The organism is Cellvibrio fontiphilus (assembly GCF_042646205.1).
GTDB classification, from domain to species: Bacteria; Pseudomonadota; Gammaproteobacteria; order Pseudomonadales; family Cellvibrionaceae; genus Cellvibrio; species Cellvibrio fontiphilus_A.
Map to the genome: position 1 here is coordinate 701,819 of NZ_JBHRTF010000004.1, position 17,689 is coordinate 719,507.

The 17,689-nt window shown below is 47.9% G+C and carries 15 protein-coding genes and 1 tRNA gene; 5 read left to right on the top strand and 11 right to left on the bottom strand.

Going from position 1 to position 17,689, the window contains the following annotated elements:
- From ACFODX_RS11595 to ACFODX_RS11615, 5 genes are all read right to left on the bottom strand, one after another.
- Window positions 1–924 (bottom strand): alpha/beta hydrolase, encoded by a 924-nt coding sequence (locus tag ACFODX_RS11595; RefSeq protein ID WP_378119244.1) that lies wholly within the window; start codon window positions 922–924, stop codon window positions 1–3.
- A 353-nt stretch (window positions 925–1,277) separates the two neighbouring features.
- Entirely contained in the window at window positions 1,278–2,177 is a 900-nt protein-coding gene (locus ACFODX_RS11600) for a DnaJ domain-containing protein (protein ID WP_378119247.1), read from the bottom strand.
- 291 nt (window positions 2,178–2,468) lie between these two features.
- Complete coding sequence (locus ACFODX_RS11605) at window positions 2,469–2,768, bottom strand: hypothetical protein (protein ID WP_378119249.1); 300 nt, start codon at window positions 2,766–2,768, stop codon at window positions 2,469–2,471.
- Between the two features lie 60 nt (window positions 2,769–2,828).
- On the bottom strand, window positions 2,829–3,536 hold the full coding sequence (locus ACFODX_RS11610) for a helix-turn-helix transcriptional regulator (RefSeq protein WP_378119251.1): 708 nt from the start codon (window positions 3,534–3,536) through the stop codon (window positions 2,829–2,831).
- An 87-nt stretch (window positions 3,537–3,623) separates the two neighbouring features.
- A tRNA-Leu gene (locus ACFODX_RS11615) sits at window positions 3,624–3,708 on the bottom strand.
- 169 nt (window positions 3,709–3,877) lie between these two features.
- On the opposite strand from ACFODX_RS11615, the gene rnr reads away from it, so the two are divergent.
- The 4 genes from rnr (at window position 3,878) to ACFODX_RS11635 (ending at window position 9,164) form a co-directional block, all read left to right on the top strand.
- A complete protein-coding gene (gene rnr / locus ACFODX_RS11620) occupies window positions 3,878–6,700 on the top strand; it encodes a ribonuclease R (protein ID WP_378119252.1) in 2,823 nt (940 codons plus the stop codon).
- Window positions 6,701–6,853: 153 nt separating this feature from the next.
- Complete coding sequence (rlmB, locus tag ACFODX_RS11625) at window positions 6,854–7,597, top strand: 23S rRNA (guanosine(2251)-2'-O)-methyltransferase RlmB (protein ID WP_378119254.1); 744 nt, start codon at window positions 6,854–6,856, stop codon at window positions 7,595–7,597.
- 79 nt (window positions 7,598–7,676) lie between these two features.
- A complete protein-coding gene (locus ACFODX_RS11630) occupies window positions 7,677–7,856 on the top strand; it encodes a DUF3012 domain-containing protein (protein ID WP_378119256.1) in 180 nt (59 codons plus the stop codon).
- Window positions 7,857–8,033: 177 nt separating this feature from the next.
- Window positions 8,034–9,164: a helix-turn-helix domain-containing protein gene (locus ACFODX_RS11635; RefSeq protein WP_378119258.1), complete on the top strand. Its 1,131-nt coding sequence runs from the start codon at window positions 8,034–8,036 to the stop codon at window positions 9,162–9,164.
- Window positions 9,165–9,204: 40 nt separating this feature from the next.
- On the opposite strand, the gene ACFODX_RS11640 is transcribed toward ACFODX_RS11635, so the two are convergent.
- The 3 genes from ACFODX_RS11640 to ACFODX_RS11650 form a co-directional block, all read right to left on the bottom strand.
- Window positions 9,205–9,633: an META domain-containing protein gene (locus ACFODX_RS11640; protein ID WP_378119260.1), complete on the bottom strand. Its 429-nt coding sequence runs from the start codon at window positions 9,631–9,633 to the stop codon at window positions 9,205–9,207.
- Between the two features lie 67 nt (window positions 9,634–9,700).
- Window positions 9,701–14,674, bottom strand: a complete 4,974-nt coding sequence (locus ACFODX_RS11645; RefSeq protein WP_378119262.1) for a tetratricopeptide repeat protein — start codon at window positions 14,672–14,674, stop codon at window positions 9,701–9,703.
- Between the two features lie 59 nt (window positions 14,675–14,733).
- Entirely contained in the window at window positions 14,734–15,183 is a 450-nt protein-coding gene (locus ACFODX_RS11650; protein ID WP_378119264.1) for a hypothetical protein, read from the bottom strand.
- A gap of 169 nt (window positions 15,184–15,352) precedes the next feature.
- On the opposite strand from ACFODX_RS11650, the gene ACFODX_RS11655 reads away from it, so the two are divergent.
- A complete protein-coding gene (locus ACFODX_RS11655) occupies window positions 15,353–15,547 on the top strand; it encodes a hypothetical protein (protein WP_378119266.1) in 195 nt (64 codons plus the stop codon).
- Between the two features lie 42 nt (window positions 15,548–15,589).
- Here ACFODX_RS11655 and ACFODX_RS11660 read toward each other — a convergent pair whose 3' ends face one another.
- From ACFODX_RS11660 to ACFODX_RS11670, 3 genes are all read right to left on the bottom strand, one after another.
- Complete coding sequence (locus ACFODX_RS11660; RefSeq protein ID WP_378119268.1) at window positions 15,590–15,967, bottom strand: GFA family protein; 378 nt, start codon at window positions 15,965–15,967, stop codon at window positions 15,590–15,592.
- Between the two features lie 53 nt (window positions 15,968–16,020).
- A complete protein-coding gene (locus ACFODX_RS11665; protein ID WP_378119270.1) occupies window positions 16,021–16,890 on the bottom strand; it encodes a P63C domain-containing protein in 870 nt (289 codons plus the stop codon).
- A gap of 155 nt (window positions 16,891–17,045) precedes the next feature.
- Complete coding sequence (locus ACFODX_RS11670; RefSeq protein WP_378119272.1) at window positions 17,046–17,669, bottom strand: hypothetical protein; 624 nt, start codon at window positions 17,667–17,669, stop codon at window positions 17,046–17,048.
- Between the last annotated feature and the right edge of the window lie 20 nt (window positions 17,670–17,689).

Below are 17,689 nucleotides of genomic sequence, written 5' to 3' on the forward strand. Positions count from 1 at the left end.
CTAGGGTTTCACAAATCCATTCACTTCCAGCCAATACATAAATGAATCAAACCACTTGTTGCTGGTGCGATCCGGGTTGCCCAGGCCAAAACCGTGACCACCATTTTGATACAAGTGAAATTCCACCGGAATTTTTGCGTCGTACCAGGATTTAATCAAACCGGCTTCACCGTGAAATAAAAAGTCATCCACAGCAATTGCGACAAACATTGGCGGTGCATTTTTAGGAACTTCCACCGCATTCATGCCGCCGTAAATCGGTGCGATAAATGCCAGTTTTACTTTTTGCGATTGCAGTGTGGTGGCCATGGTTAAACCGGCGCCGGCAGAAAAACCCATCATGCCGATTTTTTTCATATCTACATTCCACTCTTTGGCGCGACTGTTAATCAAGTCGTAAGCGGCTTCTACGTCTTGCAATTGATTTTTTAAATCCCACTGCGGGCGGGCAGGGCGTTCATTGGCGGGTTTGCCGGCTTCGGCAAAACGCTGGTTCATTTGCGTTTCAAAGGCTTCCAGTGAATCGGCCGTGGGTTGCAAACGGTATTTCAATACAAATGCATTAATGCCGCGTGCGGCTAAAGCCTCTGCAACTTCCCAGCCTTCATTTTTCATGGAAAGCCACATAAAACCGCCGCCGGGCGCAACAATCACACTGGTGCCGTTGGCTTTTTTCGGGTCGGCTAAAAAGGGCGTGAGTGTGGCTTTGGTAATGTTTCTTGCCATGGGGTCGCCCCACTGGCGAAACCAACTTTCCTGTGCGGGTTGGTTTTCTACACCGCCGGTATTTAACGGAATTGCCCCCGGCTCATTGGGCGCATCCATGGGGTACATTTTTCCATCTTGCGCAAAAATAGCGGCGCTATTCAGGCAAATTAATCCAAACACCATTGACCGTAAAAATGTTGCTAATTGCTGTTGCATTGTTTGTCTCCATACAGCGTTTCATTATGTAAAACCTCGCCCTGACCGCTGCAATAATGCAGTTGTCGGTAAAGGTTCATGCGGAGTTCTGCACATAATCAGGTGATTATTTATTAGCGGTAAACGTCGTCAGTTGTTGTTGCGCAGAACAATGGTCGTGTTTGGATTTTATTGATGGGCAGGACTTTATTAGTAAAAGTGTCGGCACATACAAATGGCCGCGATATTTTGCGCCGGCGAATCAATGCAGAATAAGCTATATTATATGACAAGTTTTGCGCAAGGTATTTACCTAGCCTGCGAGGTTAAATTCTGTAATGAGGTTCGCCTGCACGACAGAGCAAAAGGCTGGGTTAAACGGACTTTGCGCTATACATTGAGCGATATTTTTTAATAAACGCATAGGCAACTTGCACGCGTTTAAATTGCTCGGTGGCGGCGTTCAGTTGTTCGGGTGGCAGGTTTTGGCTCAGTAATTTATCGGGGTGCAGTTGGCTGGCGAGTTTTTTGTATGCCTGCCGCATTTCATCTTCCGTCATGCCGGCGTTAACGCCCAAAATTTTATAAGCCTTTTGTAAATCGCGATTGATGATGGCGTCCATCGCCGGTTTATTATCAGCACTGTTAGTCTGTTGTTGTGATTGCTGTTGAGCCTTTTTTTGGTTTTGGTTTTGGTTTTGGTTTTGGTTTTGGCTTGGAGAGTGCGTTTGGGTTTGCGCGCGCGCCTGTGAAGCGCTCTGTGCAGAGTAAGTATCGCTGCCGTTAGCGTTTGTTTGATTGGCTGTTGTTTGGGTGTTGTTGGTAGTAGTTGCAGTTGGGTTGGCGCTATTGCGGCTCAGTGCCAGCTGATCCTGCTCAAAAATTATTTTTAATAAATGGTTAAAGGTAATGCTTTTGTAACCCAGCTCACCGGCAATCCAGCGCAGTGCATTTACTTCTTTCTCCACCAAATAACCATCGGCGCGCGCCATGGCTAACAGGTGCATCAACAAAATCTGAATCAGCTTGGGTGTAGTCGTCGCACGAAACTCCTGCAGCGCCACACTCGCCCCAAACTCCGGCGCCGCCCCCGCTTTAAACAAAACCAAGGCACTGCGCTGCTCCTCCTCGCTCAGTGCCATTTTTTTCATATGCACCTTCAAGCGGTAAACCTCGTCCCGATTCACCGCCCCATCACATTGCGCCACATAGCCCAAAAAGCTGAACACGGCTTTAAAAAATCCATCGCGAAGAATTTTGCCCTTATCCGGCATGGTTCAGTTACCTGTTGGTGTGATGGTGCCTGCTAAGTGTAGTGGGTTTTGTTTGCTTAGGCGGATATCCGTCTCTTAGTTACCATTCAGGCTTATACCGTGTTTGAAGGTTGCGTCGATGCGATATTTGAAGTAAAGAAGTGAAAAACTGACAGGAATTGCATATTGATACTGCTTGTTTTAAGCGCAATACCATCGAGAGTTGGAAGCTTGCAGGTTATAACTGCTGACTCAATGAATTGAACCCAAACTGCGTAATTTATAACTTACGCGGTTTGAGTTAAGTTTTTGTTAGGCTGAAATGTTGGTCTGGAAATGTCCCATAAACACTACTTCTTCAATAGCTTCCAGATAAGGCAAAAGGCGTGGGTCACCTGCTTCAAACGCAGCGGCTGCTTTTTTGGCGTTATGCAAAGAATCCCATTTCACCAAATCAGCAAATTGGTTGTCACCCAAAGGGCTGTAGCCACAGAATTCAATTAGACCGGAAAAGCTCTGTAGTGCTTCTTGTAATTGTTTGCGCAGCTGCGGAATGTCAGCATCAGGCTTGGCTTTGAAAATGGCTACTTCTAGTACGTGACTATCAATCATTTATAACTCCTTGGTAGTTGTTAGTGGAGTTATAAGTTTGCCTAGCAGCTACTGACAGCCTTATGTCACAGATGATTTCATATTTAGTAATTTTTCTGATGCGCTTTGATGTTGAATGTATGTTTTTATATTTATCGTCTCTGGTAGCTCCAAAGGTGGCGCGCAATAATTCACCTGCTGAATCATATCGACACGAAATTCACGATAAGCCTTGCGCAAGGCGCACCAGCTGCCCAGAGTCCACTTCCCGCCCCAGTAAAATAATCCCAACGGATACACCGTTCGCTCCGAAGTTGCGCCCTGCAAACTGTTATAAATTATGTGCATCCATTGCTCTGCAGAGATGGCTTGTTTAAGCAGATCCCAAATCTTTTTTTGTTGTTCTGATAAGCCTGTCGCGTAAGAGAAAAGAGCAGACTCCGGTTGGCGTCGTTCTTCTGGCAGGCTGGCGAGAACTTTGGCAGACAAGCTACGTGCTGCGTCTGCTATTTCTCTCCCTGCCATGCGCGATATTATTGTTACTGCCAGCTGTAGTGCATCCAACTCTTCGGCAGACAAATGAAGTGGTGGCAATTCAAAGCCCGGTTGCAAGGAATAGCCGATGCCCGGTTCACCATAAATGGGCATTCCAGTTACGGAAAGGTCATCAATGTATCTATAAATAGATCTGACAGACACATTAAGCTGCTCGGCAAGCGTCGCAGCAGAAACTGGCTGTTGATGTCGAATTAAATTAACTAATTGAAATAACCGATCTGCCTTACGCAATTAAAACTCCTTATTGAAAATTGCATTATTTGATCGAATCCAAAAGCAAAAACCCCCGCTATTTTCATAGCGGGGGTTTTCTGTGTGTGGTGCCCAGAAGAGGACTTGAACCTCCACGACTTGCGTCACCAACACCTGAAGCTGGCGTGTCTACCAATTTCACCATCTGGGCAGTTCTCAGAGCATCAGCAGCTGAGGCCGCGCACTATAATTATCCCGATTTGCCTTGTCAACGGGCTTATCGGTTTTATTTGTAGGTTTGTCATGATTGCTGCCCTATAATTCAAAGCAACTGCCAGGATAGTTAGAAATCCGCCAATTATTGATTACAGGATGCCCAATTGAGCAAGCGTAAATCCCCCTTCAAAGACCCGTTTGCCGCGCGCGAAGCGGAGAAGTACGAGAACCCCATCCCCAGCCGCGAGTACATTCTTGAGCTTCTGGATATGGCCGCCGAGCCGGTCACCCATGAGCAGATGTGCGCTATGTTGAAGCTGACGGATGAGGATCAGGTGGAGGCCTTGCGCCGCCGCTTGATTGCTATGGCGCGCGATGGTCAGCTGATTAGCAACCGCCGCGATGCCTATGTTCGTCTGGACAAGATTGATGTGGTGCGCGGGCGCGTGCAGGGGCATCGCGATGGCTACGGCTTTGTGATCCCGGCGGATGGCGGCGAGGACATTTATCTGCACAACCGCCAAATGCGCAAAGTGTTTGACGGCGATGAGGTGCTGGTGCGCCTCTCGGGTGAGCAGTATCGCGGCAAAGAAGAGGGCGCGATTATTGAGGTGCTCACCCGCAATACTACCCAGTTGGCGGGGCGCTTCTTTAATGAAGAGGGGGTGCAGTTTGTGCGCCCGGAAAACCCGCGTATCACCCACGACATTATGATTCCCTTTGGTGCCTATGGCGGCGCCAAACATGGCCAGATAGTGGTCGCCGAGATCACCCAGCAGCCGGATAAAAATCGCTTACCGGTAGGGCGCATTATTCAAGTGCTGGGCGACCATATGGCGCCGGGCATGGAGATAGAACTGGCGATTCAGGCGCACGGTATTCCCAGTGTCTGGCCGGATGCGGTGATTGCCGAAGCCGCGCGCTTGTCCCATGAAGTGGAAGAGAAAGACAAACTGCACCGCGTGGATGTGCGGCACTTGCCTTTCGTGACAATCGACGGTGAAGACGCGCGCGATTTTGACGATGCGGTGCTCTGTGAGCGCCGTCGCGGCGGTTGGCGTTTGTATGTGGCAATTGCGGATGTGTCCCACTATGTCAAAGTCGAAAGCGCGCTGGATGTAGAGGCGCGCGCGCGCGGCAACTCGGTGTATTTCCCCGATTATGTAGTGCCTATGCTGCCCGAGGCGCTCTCCAACGGTTTGTGTTCGCTCAACCCGAATGTGGATCGCCTGTGCATGATCTGCGAGATGAACATCAGCACCGCTGGCCGCATTACCGGTTATCAATTTTATGAAGGCGTGATGCATTCCCACGCGCGCCTGACCTACACCAAAGTGGGTGAAATTCTCACCGGTGAAGGCGAAACCCGCGCGGCCTTGCGCGAGGAATACAAAGCCGTGGTGCCGCAATTGGAATTGCTACACGGCTTGTACGAATGTTTGCGCGCGGCGCGCGATGAGCGCGGTGCAATCGATTTTGAAACCACTGAAACCCGTATTCAATTTAACGAAGAACGTAAAATTGAGCGCATTGTTCCCATCAAACGCAACGACGCCCACAAACTCATCGAAGAATGTATGTTGTGCGCCAATGTGTGCGCAGCGAACTTTATTGAAAAACATAATCTGGTCGGTTTGTTCCGTGTGCACGAAGGGCCAACCGAAGCCAAATTGGGCAACCTGCGCGCTTACTTATCGGAATTGGGTTTGGGCTTGGCGGGGGGCGATAAACCGACACCGGGCGACTATCAACAATTACTGCAAATGATTCAGGGGCGCAGCGATGCGCATTTGATTCAAACGGTGATGTTGCGCAGCCTGCGTCAGGCTATGTATCAAGTGGAAAACCACGGCCACTTCGGTTTGGGTTACGAGGCCTATACGCACTTTACCTCGCCCATTCGCCGCTACCCGGATTTGCTGGTACACCGCGCGATTCGCTCCATTATTCGCAGCAACGAACCAACCACACATGTGCGCCGCGTAGAAACTGCACAGGCAATTCCGCGCAAATTTATTTACCCCTACACCGCCGCTGAAATGTTGGTGTTTGGCGAGCAGTGCTCGCGCACCGAACGCCGCGCCGACGAAGCCACCCGCGATGTGGTGAGCTGGCTCAAGTGTGAATACCTGCGCGATCAAGTGGGCGCCATTTACGACGGCCATGTCAGTGCCGTGACCAGCTTTGGTTTGTTTGTGGAACTGAATGAATTGTATGTGGAGGGGCTGATTCACATCACGGCGCTGCCGCATGATTATTATCGTTTTGAACCCGCCCAGCATCGCTTGGTGGGTGAGCGCAGCCGCAAAGTATTTGGTTTGGGCGATGGTTTGGTGGTGCGGGTAGTGCGGGTGGATTTGGATAACCGCAAAATTGATTTTGAATTGGAATCTGATGCGGCGATTCGTCGCCCCAAATCCCAGGTCAAGGCCAAGGTAGCCAAGCGCGATACGAAAAAATCCGCGAGCAAAGCAACTAAAGCGGCCGCTACTAAAAAAGCGCCGGCAGCAACCGCTAAACCAGCCGCCACCCAAAAAGCAGCTGGTAAAAAAGAAATCGCTAAAAAAGACGTAACTAAAAAAGACGTAAGTAAAAAAGAAGTCGATAAAAAAGAAGTTGCCAAGAAAAAAGTCGCTCAGAAAGAAGTCGCTAAAAAAACGACTCCAAAAAAAGCAGCCGTTCAAAAAGACCCGGTGAAAAAAACCGCCGCCAGCAAACCGGCCGCTAAAAAAGTCACCGCAAAACCGGTTGCTGCTTCCAAGAGTGCGGCTCCTGCTAAAAAAGCGGCAGCCAAACCATCCGCCAAACAAACCACAAAAGAATCCAATGAGGTGAGTCGTGGCCGTAAAAATGCGCAAGCTGCAAGCAAGGCAGCGCCAGCAGCAGTTCAATCGCCGTCGCCAAGAGCGACAAAAAGCAAGGCTGACCCTAAGCCTAAGGCGCCAGCTGCTAAAAAGCCGGTGGCTAAGGCTAAGACAACGAAGTGATTGCTGGCTGCAAAGCGAGCAATTTATTTTCGATGAAAGTCTGACCCGCGAAATTTATGTGGTGAAAGACCGCATTTTGCGCGAGCGCGAAACGCGTATTTCGGAGCGCTAGGCGCGCAGCGCCGTTATTGATGAATTATTAAGGTAAGTGTTTTGAAACGTGAATTTATATTTGGCCTGCATGCGGTGCAGGCGCTATTAAAAAGTGCTCCCCAGCGCGTGATTGAAATTTATATGGTGCAGGGGCGCAATGATCAAAAATTGCAAAAAATTGTGAATGCCGCGCAAAGCAACGGTATTCACTGCCAAACGGTTAATCGCAACAAATTGGATGAGCTGGTGGCGGACGAAAATCATCAGGGCGTGGTTGCAGTGTGCACACCCGGTGAAACCTACGATGAAACCTGGTTATTTAATTTGCTCGATAATTTAAACGAGCCAGCGTTTTTGTTAATTCTGGATGGTGTGACCGACCCGCATAATTTGGGCGCCTGTATGCGCTCGGCAGAAGCGGCCGGCGTACATGCGGTGATTGCGCCTAAGGATAAGTCTGCCGGCCTCACACCCATCGCCCGCAAAGTTGCCTGCGGTGCCGCTGAGGTATTGCCCTTTGTGCCGGTCACTAATTTAGCGCGCACCCTGAAAAAATTGCAGGAACAAGGTATTTGGTTATTTGGTGCAGCGGGTGAGGCGGAACACTCTATTTACCAATCCAACCTTAAAGGGCCAATTGGTATTTTGATGGGCGCCGAGGGCGATGGTTTGCGTCGCCTGACCCAGGACACCTGTGACCACTTAATGAATATTCCTATGGCCGGTACAGTGAGTAGTTTAAATGTGTCGGTGGCTACCGGTATTTGCCTGTTTGAGGCGGTGCGCCAGCGTCAGTTAACCTGATGTAATCAACAAAAATCTAATCAACCAACTGCAATTAACCTAATGCAATTCAGCTAATAAGAAATGACGAGGTCGCTTTATGGCTATCAACGCAAAAATCATTAACCTGCTATCCATTCTTTTCACTGCATTTATGCTTTCTGCTTGCGCGCCTGAAGTGGGCAGTCCCGACTGGTGCAAGTCCATCGAGGAAAAACCCAAAGGCGAATTGACCATGAATGAAGCCAAGGACTACGCCAAACACTGCGTATTTAAATAGCGCATTCCGCTAGCTGGCTTGCTGTAAAAAAACCAATAATAAATCGATCAACCACACCAGTGTCATCTTGCCACAGCACAGGAGGCGCTGTGGTGGCTCTGTTGCTGATCTAATTCCTGACGTTGCCGCTTCCCCCCGCGAGGGGCGAAACCGGTATGAGTAGTAAGAGAAAGGCTAATGAAAACTAACTTTCTAAATATCCACGACCTAGTGCTGGTGCTCACCGCTGTGGAGTGTTGTGTATTGGCGGTGTTGCTAAATTTATTGCCAGCCAAGCGCATGCAGCCGCGGCAGATACTCTCCGGATTTTTTGGCCTTATCGCGCTCGTATTAACTACCACCCTGATTGTATGGAACGGCGATTTAAAAGTAGCGGCGATTAATCAATCGCCCCTGGTAGTGGTTATCTTGGCGGTGTGTTTGTTGCTGCAAGGGCCGGTACTCTATTTTTATTTGCGCTCCTTATCCCGCGAAATAACCCTGCTGCGCTGGGCCAATACAGTACACCTTATTCCGGCCTGCATCGCCGCGAGTTTGTTAGTGATATTTGATATCAATAGTTTGGAATGGTGGCCAAGCACGTCACTATCTGGTGTGGAAAATACTGCTGTCGCGTTTGTGTGGGCGCTGGTGAAGATCTCGCCGCTGGGTTACATCATCGCCTGTGTAATTGCTGAATATAAACTGCGCGAAAATTTAAAAGCACTTTATTCCGATATTTCCATGTCTGAATTAAAACTGGCCGATGCAGTCCTGGCAGGTTTTTGTATTCACTGGCTGTGGTCGCTGCTCGCCTATGTATTGGAAGGTTGGGTGAGTGCCAGTGTGAGCGATAGCCTGGGTATTATTGATAATTACCTGACAGTCATTTTAGTGAACGCCTTGTTTGTGTTTGGACTGGTAAACACCCGGCAGTTGCTCAGCATCAGCGCTATGCCTGCAGCCAAACCTGTACAGCCACCAAAGATGGATGTGAAAGTCGCGGTCATTGAGCAGGCGATGAACGAGAGCAAACTGTATCTGGAAAGCAACATCAACCTGGAGCGTTTTGCGGAGCAAATAGGATTAAAACCGCGCGATATTTCGGCGATTTTAAAAATGCATTACCAGTCGAATTTTTTTGAATTTATCAATCGCTATCGGATTGAAGAGGCCAAGCGGCTGTTGTTGGCGCCGGAGTTTAAAGATGAAACCGTATTGGAAATTATTTATAAATCCGGCTTCAATAGTTCATCGGCGTTTCACCGGTTTTTCAAACGCATGGTGGGCATGACGCCCACCGAATTTCGCCAACAAACCAAAAGCTAAAGTGCTGGGGTTTGAATCACAAGCGTACCGTGTGATGCAGCTAGGGAAGTGCCACTGCAGTGAAGCGCGCGATGACGGCACCGGTGTTATCGCGCAGCTCCAAGTGATCGCCAGTAATTTTATAAGCTGCGGTTTGCGGCAGGCTGGCGCCAATCAGATTCGCCTGCTCTGCGCCCTGCATACAGGCCATGCGAGTGCTCGCCATTTGGCTGAACTGTAAATTCTCTCCCTTCAATGTATAGCCAGCCATAATGCGGTTGCAACCATCGGAACCTGCAACCCGCTGCTCACTATTCAGCAGAATATGCGGCTCGCGCTGGTTATCGCTTACCGATACCCCTGTACCTTTAATTTCCGTCAGTTTCCAGTAGGTGTTTATCAGTGGGCTGTTGTTGGTTGTGTTCATCGCCGTGCAACTGGTTAAGCCGATAAAGCTGATTGCTAGAAACAAGCCTGATATTTTTTTCATCGCTATCTCCTTGGGTGGTTTTTGTGCACTTAACAGCGTTTTGTAGGTTTAAAGAGTGTAGTTATTGCTAGCATTTTTGAGTGATTTTTAGCGCCCAAAGCCAGCGTTTAACACCTTGTTGTTCAACGCGCTGGACTAAAAATTGCCGTGTTAGTTTTCTGGCTCGTTTCCACGCAGATGATTTGCTTTGGGTAAAAGCAGTTTTGCAGGCGCGGTAATCCGCATCCAACTCGGCAAAGGCTTCCTCGGTAGGGCGTGCCTGTGCTTTTATCAACAAGTTGGCAAGGTTAAATGGATAGACACTCAAACCGGCCAGACTGTCGGTGCGAATAGATTCAAGTTCACCCAGCGGCGCGGATCGTTGTGCAACCAGCTGATCAAAGGCATACCAAACCACAATGTCTTCGCGATAATTGTCCGGTTCACGCAAGAATGCCTCGCGTGTAATTTGAGTGGCCCCATGCCATTGGCCGGTTTCTCGCAACGCCATTGAATAAAAATAGAGTATCCAAGCGTCTACATTATCGAGGCTTGTGCGGCGCCTGAACCAGTTGACTGCTTCATTCCAACGCCCTTGGGTCACATACATATAGCCCAGTAGGCCCCAATTTTTTACATCGTCCACCAGCGTTTTGCCGCAGTGTTCAATTATTTTCCACGGCAGCTGACCTTTTATTTCAATCAGCGTCTGGATATAACCTTCCAGATAACGTTGATCAAAATCCGTATCCAGTGATTTTATAAGCAACTTCTGTTCAAACTGCTTTATTCCCCATTGTTGTAATTCATATTCTGCAAGACAGCGAGCAGCATGCTGTCCACAAAGTTTTTCACTGTTATGTAGTTCATAAATGATCGCTGCCGCAGGTTCATGTTGTTTTGCTTTGTTCAATTGCTCCCAGGCATTTTGGGTAAACCAGAGCGTATTTTTTTTATCTTGAAGAATGCTGCTGAACATATTTAAGGCAGCAGTAAAATCCTGGCGTGCGAGAGCAATTTGCAACCCGCGATACCTTGTGTATATATCGCTATTGTGTCGCTCCAATAATGCCAAAGCCTCAGCGGCACGCTCTGTTTCACCGCGCTCGAAAATATAGTCAATATAGGTCAGCCCGGTATATTGGTTAACCGGGTTTAATTCAAACGCGCGCTGTAATAGTTGGCTGATGCGTTCATTATCACCCTTGATTTCTTGCAAACACTCCGCCGCGTAGCAAAGTACAGAAGGATCGTTTGGGTAGAGGCGGACGCAATGATCAATGGCTGTTTTTGCTTTGTCCTCATCTTTGGTGTCGCAATACCAGCGTGCAAGACAGCGCCATCCTTCATAAAAGTTTTCATTAATTTGTACAACATTTTCCATGCGTTTAATTGCGGTAGCTACTTCACGGCACTCAGCGTAAATTCTTGCTTCAGCCGCCAAAATAGCAATTGGTCGATTGTTATTCCAATACTCTGCACTGGTAAATTGCAGCGCGTGCTCCATATTGCCAAGCTTGGTCTGGCGTGAGACATACTCTATGCAGGCTTCAATGTGATAGGGATTTTTTTCCAAGTAATTCGCGAGAATTGTGGACGCTTCTGTATCATCCTCCAGCATGTTTATCTGGGTGAGCAGTAAGCTTTCATCATTGGGGAACCTTTGGCGCGCTGCGGCGATTTTATGGCAGAGAGTGAGTTTGCCTTCCTCGGTTTCTTGTATTTGATACAGCGTTCGCCAGGCCCATAAATAAAGTGGGTCAAGCTCCAATGAGCGTTCGAGGGCTTGTATCGCCTCCGCAATCCTGCCTTCGCGAATTAACAGGTCTGCCAGATAGCCGTAGGGTGATGAGGCCAATGGGTTGCGCGCTATGAGTGCACGCTGCGTGGTAATCGCTTCATCGTAACGCCCTTGCTGTTCAAGAAGATCACACAAATTATTGGCGGGCAGGGTCCACCCCGGCGATAAACTGAGGGCGTGGCGATAATAAAATTCCGCTTTATCTAACTGGTTCAGCAATCTATGACTCACTGCCAGCTCCTGGAAAACACGCGGCAATAACGGAAAACGATCTGCAGCTTGCGCAATGGTGTCCAGCGCTTTTTCGTTTTCTCCTGCGGCGCGGTAAGCGAGTGTTAAAGCTACCCAGGCATGCCAGAGGTCCGGCCTTACATCCAGCGCATGTTCAAGAAATTGCAAAATATCTTGTGCGGACAGTAGTGTGGTAGCAACACGTTGATAGGCGAGTAAACCATCGCCATAGCTGACCTGCGTCATTAATTGCTCGTAAATAAAAGCCAGGTCTTGTTGTTGTGTGCTGTGATTAAATCCGCATTGCAGCAAGGGATCGTAAGCGTAAGTATAATCGCAGGATAATTCGATGGCTTTGCGAAAACTGGTGCGCGCGGCCTCGTATTGTTGCTTGGCTAAAAGTATTTTGCCGCGATAATAATGGCTTGCACTGCTGTTGCTGGCAACGGCAATAGCTTCATCCGCGGCTAGAAGCGCTTCATCAAACAGCTCCAGGTTGCAGAGGGCGTCGGCCAAACCGCGATAACCCCATGCATTGGTTGGGTGGTGGGAGATGAATGTGCGGTAGGCTTCAATTTGGGTTTGATAATCCCCATTTTCAATCCAGTCAATAGAGAGCTCAAGCAGCATGGCGTTATCTGGATAACGCGCCAGCTGTTGCGCAATAAACTGGTCGGCTTTGCTGCGCTCGTTCGCCTCGATAAAAAGGCGCATCATGCTTTGATTGGCTTTGTTGTTGAGCGGTTCCAACTGCAGGATTTTTTCAAGGCATTCGATGGCCTTGTTAGGCTGAAGATTATATTCAAAAATTTCGGCCGCTAATTCGTTGTAACGAACCTCACTGATCAATGGTTTGGCGCGCTCTGCCAATACACTGGCAGCTTCTGTTTGCTGTTGCTGTAGAAGTTTGCGTGCAGTGAATGCAATCAGCCAGCCGTCTTCCGGGCGCATGTCGATGGCTTCTTCGAGCACCACCAAGCCTTCGTGAGTGCGCTCCAAACTATCCAGCGCATGAAATAAGGAAACTGCCGGGCCGGATGATTTTTTACCAAAACGTTTGAATCTGTCACGTAAAAATTCAAGGCCCTTTTCGGTTTGTTTGTGATAGCGGGCTGCTTTGAAAAAACTCTCTGCATATTGTTCGTTTTTGTCTTCAAGGCAGGTTGCAAACCGGTACAGCTGATAACTATCGAGATAATTATTTTGGTCCCACAACACACCTGCATAGGCGTAAAGGTTTTCAGTATTAGTGGGGCTGATATCGAGTAATTTTTTATAAAGTGTGATTACGCGGTTTTGTTGCCTGTGATCGTGGCGTAAATAATCAGCCAGCCGGCTTTTTACCAGAAAATGGCTAGTAGGTTGTGCAGCAATTGATTCCAAATACTCGAGCATTTGTTTGCTTGAGCCCACAGCATTCAAACTACTGACTTTGCTGAGTTGCAGATTTACATCGTTCGGGAAGAGGGCAAGTAGTTTTTCGGTCGTTGCCAGAATGCGTGATTCGTCGCTGTCATAACATGCCAGCGCGCGTTCGCAATTGATGGTCATCCTATGTTCTGGGGCCAGGCTCTGTGCCACCGCCAGTTGGGTTGCTGCCTGATCTCGTTGGTTGGCTCTTAGTGCGCGATTAAGTTGGTAAAGGCAATCGTAAAGTGAGCTGGCAGGTAGCTCCAGTGCAATAATTTTTTCGCGATAACTCATGGGGGCCATGACCATAGCGCGAGGGCCGGACGCCGCATAATATTCGTGGCTCGATTCAATCAGCATTTCTTGCAAGCGGCGATAGTAGGGGTCGCGTAGTAGATAAGTCCCCATGGCGTCATCGTAACCGACAAGCACTTGTAAATGCGCACTGCCCGGTTCTACGGTGGCCAATAAAATCGGTATATCCATATCAAGCAGGCTTTTCGCTGCGCTGTAGGTCAGTTGAAATTCCTGTGCATACCAACCATTTTCCTCCACCCAGCGGCGTTCATCTACTGATTGTGTTCCGCCATAACAAATTGCATCAATTACATCTGCCTGTGCCACTGTGACATTCCAATAAGCGGCTACAGCTGAAATGCTCGCGGGTGCGCAAGTCATATTTGCTTGGCGAACAAAGGGAACATTGATTACTTTGCGCGCGCGTTTCTCCCCGGTGTTAACAATTGCATTGGCAATTGATTTGCCGAAGAAATTTTTTTGTTCAATGAATTCCAGCGCTTCTTCGTAGCGCTGTTCAGCGCAGAGTAAATCAGCTTGTAGTGCACGCAGCGAGCGATCTGAATCTTTACCGGCATAAATGGGTAAGGTTTTTAGCCGGTTCAGGCAGTCATGCGCCTCTGCGTATTGTTGATTTTCAATATATAAACTGCAGAGTAGGCGCCCAGTCCAGAAGGATTGGGTGTTGGGCCAGAAATCCGAAAGCGTTGTAATCGCTTGGGTTAAGTCGTGCTGCAATTGCAATATGTTGGCTTTAAATATCAATGCGGCGCGGTAGTGAGGAGTGCGGGTAAGAATTTTATTAATAACCTCCAGAGCGCTGGAGTAATCGTCCTGCAAAAATTTAACTTCGGCGACAGACAATAATTGCCAATCATCACCCGCTTTTTCCAAATCTCCGAGGCATTCTTCAGCGCCGGAAAAATCGCGAAAGCGTGCCAATATTTCAGCTTTTTCGCCGCGTATATCTGCAAGGTCTTTGTCATCTGGCTGTGCGCGCTTTTCAATAAGCGGCAGCATTCGCAAGGCTACAAGTGGCCCCCGCGAGCGGTGATAAAGTGAAACTATGAGCGGTGCGAGCCCTTTCAGTTGCGGTTGCCTGCGCCAGAGTTTCCACAGCAGCGCATGACACCGGCGATCATTGCCCAGTTGGCTGAGCGTGCGCGCGCGCAATAGTTCCAATCTTGCGCTGGGCCAGGGAGCATCACCCCACCATTGGCTTGCCTGTTCCCACAGGTCGCGAAACAGACTTTTTTGGTACAGGCCAAACAGTTGGTCGTAATGGGTGGAATAGTTATCTTCTTTGGCAAAAGGTATGTCCATATCGTTTAGTCTCTATTTTTATAAAATTTTTAATTGATGCTAAAAGGTCAGGTGATGAGTTATTTTTTATGCGGCACCAGCGCTTTAAAACCTTTTGCAGGGCGGGTTTCTTCATAGTCGGCATGGTACATATCCAGGTAAACACTGTGTTCGACAACACCTTGGTAGGTGTCGCACAGCACCGTATACACATCCATCATTGAACCGTAGGGGCCAATGCCGACGCTGCCCTCACGCGCAAAGGCGGAAACCCGCTCACCGTTTTCACATACCAAACGTGCCAGGTAATCGCGCTGGCCAATCGGCATGGCAACCCGCACCGGGTTTTCTGCAGAGCCGAGCGGGTGTTTTTCTACTTCGCTCATGTCCGGTTTTTTACGCTCCCCAAATACAGCGCCCAGGGCATCGGCCAATTCAGCATCGGCATTTTTTTCCTGTGGTTTTGGTTGGCTAGTGCAAGCGCTAAGACCAAAAATCATAATAAGTAGGGGAATGGATATGAGTTTCATAGTGTGCTCTGGAAGTGGAGGAAAAGTTCAGGCCGTTACCAGTCTAGCCGCCATGGAGTGTAACGGAAGGCGGGGCAATCTGAATACGCTTTGCTATTGCTCCGGGGGTGAATCCAGTTCAGGCTAATCGGCGTCTAAGCCAAAAACAGCATTAACAAACGAGGGCAATATGCTGACATTTCTCTGCTGGTTATTGTTATGTGTGCTCTGCTGGCCACTGGCGCTTTTGGCGTTGGTGCTGTGGCCAATTGTGTGGCTGATCTCGCTGCCGTTTCGGCTGATCGGCATTACCTTTGAGGCGATATTTGCCTTTCTAAAAGCGCTGTTGTTTTTGCCAGCGCGGATTCTTGGGCATAAAGCCTGAATCTAAGCCGTATTTCGCCAAGCTCCATACGGGCTACGCAGGTTATAAACTCTTATGCGCAATTGTGTGTGCATGCTGCTCCCAATTTTGCCCATCAAAATTCACAATTTTTACGGCGTGTGGTTGCGGGGTTAAGCAGCGTAAATTTACATCTACCCCGTCCGGGTTTGAGCGCGGAATATAAAAAGGTTTGATGCCGCAGGTTTTGCAAAAAGTGTGTTTTGCAACGCCGGTGTTGAAGGTGTAGGTGGTGATGTTGTCTTCACCGCGGATAAGTTTGAAATTGCGTTTAGGCACAATCAAATGCAAAAAACCGGTCATATTACAGATCGAACAATTGCAGTTTTCCACCTCCACTTCGTTCGGTGCTTCCACTTCAAATTGTATCGCGCCGCAATGGCAGTTGCCTCGGTAGATCATATAGGTTGTCTCATTTTTGGCAAAACCTTACAGCTTAGAAAACTATTTGGATATCATTTCTCAAATGTAATCTTCATCTGTTCTACCTTGTGGAATATCTTATTAAAATTTTGTTTAAAATCATCAATTCCATCAGATAACTCCATAACGGTGATCAGTTTTGTAATATGTTTTTCTAAGTGGGGAATGCCGATGTCTCCCGTCAGAAATTGATGATGTTTTTTGGTTCTGTAGCCGTTTGCATTTAAAGGATTTTTGTTTCTAAGTTCATCAAGGACGCCTGGAGGCATGTAATCATAAACATATTCATTAGTGAATTTCCCAAGATATTGAGGGTGCTTCATGTTTAATGGGTTGTAATCCCATCCATATATCCTGTACAGCTCTTGATAGTATTTTCTTGGAAATCTTGATTGCCACTTGAGAAATTCTTCAGAAATATATGCTTTTAATAATTCCTGAAGGGCGTTATTTTCTCTCTCATATTGATAGCCTGTGGCTTCATCAATTAATGCAGTAATACCGATTTTTGCTAATGATCGGATTAGTATATTAGCCTGAGTCACAATCTTAATTTGACTCTCTAAAAGAACATCACCTTTATCGTGTGCCAATAGATAAAGCTCACAGATCAAGGGTATAAGTTCAGCATCGTAACCTGCTGTGATTTTTCCATTTTGAAGATAGTAATGAATAGGTTCTGACTTCTCACGTAGTTCGTCTGAAACGAATGGAAGCAAATTCTTGGCTCCGATCACAGAAGGTAATCCTTCAATTCTTTTTTCCCCTTTACGTGGTCTATCAAAGGCATCGAATAGTGCTGTTTGAGTAATAATTCGTTTTCCATTACTCAACACGGCACATGCGATCCTCTTTTCTCCGATCTCTAATTCGCCCTTGTGCGTACATTCAAAAACGTCCATAAGTTCTCCGGTCACAGTTGGTTTTTTTAAGTGTGACCTTTTTCGGTCACTGTTGTCAACCAATGTGTGTGACCATTTTTTTGGATTGGAAAAATAAAAACGCCGCTACCAATTGCTTGGTAGCGGCAAAGCAGGGAGCTATGGCGGTGGTGTGATTAGGCTTTTTGGGTTTTGCGGCCTAACACTACGCCAGCTACACCGAGCAGTAATAATGCGAGTGAGGATGATTCGGAAACGGCAGTGGATTGGTTGTAGGTGAAGTTATCCATCACATAATAATCATTGCCATCATTGGGTGTGTAATTCCACACCTTCAGTTCGAGTGCATTAATGCCGAGGAAATTAAAATCAAACCACTGTGCGGCGCTGGTGTTGGTGGTGACGGTTTGGGTGAATAACGCGGCGTTATTTAAAAAACCGGTCACCATTAAAAAGGTGTTGTCTTTCCATGCTGATGTGAAATAGGCACCGTTGAAATCAAAGGTTTCGCCATCGGTAGTTTTGATCAGGCTGGTGGAGGCGAGAAAGTTAAATGCTGCATAGTCACCCGATACCACACCGTTTTCATAACCACTGTCAGGTGCTGTATTTTTATGGATGTAGGAGACATTAGAAAAGAAGGATTCGCCCCAATTAAATCCGTGATAACCGGTTGGAATTGCATCGAGTTCGACTGCGGGCAAATCGTCAAAGGTGATGACCGCTGCCTGGGTTGTTGCGGCGGCGCTTAAACCCAGTGATAACAAGAATGATAAAAAAAGTGAGTGAGTTTTTTTCATGATCGTGTCCATTGGTTGAT

What these genes read in the sequence shown, in the direction of transcription:
- ACFODX_RS11640 (WP_378119260.1), bottom strand. Translation starts at nt 9,633, where the DNA reads ATGAAAAAAATATCAGGCTTGTTTCTAGCAATCAGCTTTATCGGCTTA.
- ACFODX_RS11605 (WP_378119249.1), bottom strand. Translation starts at nt 2,768, where the DNA reads ATGATTGATAGTCACGTACTAGAAGTAGCCATTTTCAAAGCCAAGCCT.
- ACFODX_RS11600 (WP_378119247.1), bottom strand. Translation starts at nt 2,177, where the DNA reads ATGCCGGATAAGGGCAAAATTCTTCGCGATGGATTTTTTAAAGCCGTG.
- ACFODX_RS11665 (WP_378119270.1), bottom strand. Translation starts at nt 16,890, where the DNA reads ATGGACGTTTTTGAATGTACGCACAAGGGCGAATTAGAGATCGGAGAA.
- ACFODX_RS11645 (WP_378119262.1), bottom strand. Translation starts at nt 14,674, where the DNA reads ATGGACATACCTTTTGCCAAAGAAGATAACTATTCCACCCATTACGAC.
- ACFODX_RS11650 (WP_378119264.1), bottom strand. Translation starts at nt 15,183, where the DNA reads ATGAAACTCATATCCATTCCCCTACTTATTATGATTTTTGGTCTTAGC.
- ACFODX_RS11630 (WP_378119256.1), top strand. Translation starts at nt 7,677, where the DNA reads ATGGCTATCAACGCAAAAATCATTAACCTGCTATCCATTCTTTTCACT.
- ACFODX_RS11670 (WP_378119272.1), bottom strand. Translation starts at nt 17,669, where the DNA reads ATGAAAAAAACTCACTCACTTTTTTTATCATTCTTGTTATCACTGGGT.
- ACFODX_RS11595 (WP_378119244.1), bottom strand. Translation starts at nt 924, where the DNA reads ATGCAACAGCAATTAGCAACATTTTTACGGTCAATGGTGTTTGGATTA.
- ACFODX_RS11635 (WP_378119258.1), top strand. Translation starts at nt 8,034, where the DNA reads ATGAAAACTAACTTTCTAAATATCCACGACCTAGTGCTGGTGCTCACC.
- ACFODX_RS11660 (WP_378119268.1), bottom strand. Translation starts at nt 15,967, where the DNA reads ATGATCTACCGAGGCAACTGCCATTGCGGCGCGATACAATTTGAAGTG.
- ACFODX_RS11655 (WP_378119266.1), top strand. Translation starts at nt 15,353, where the DNA reads ATGCTGACATTTCTCTGCTGGTTATTGTTATGTGTGCTCTGCTGGCCA.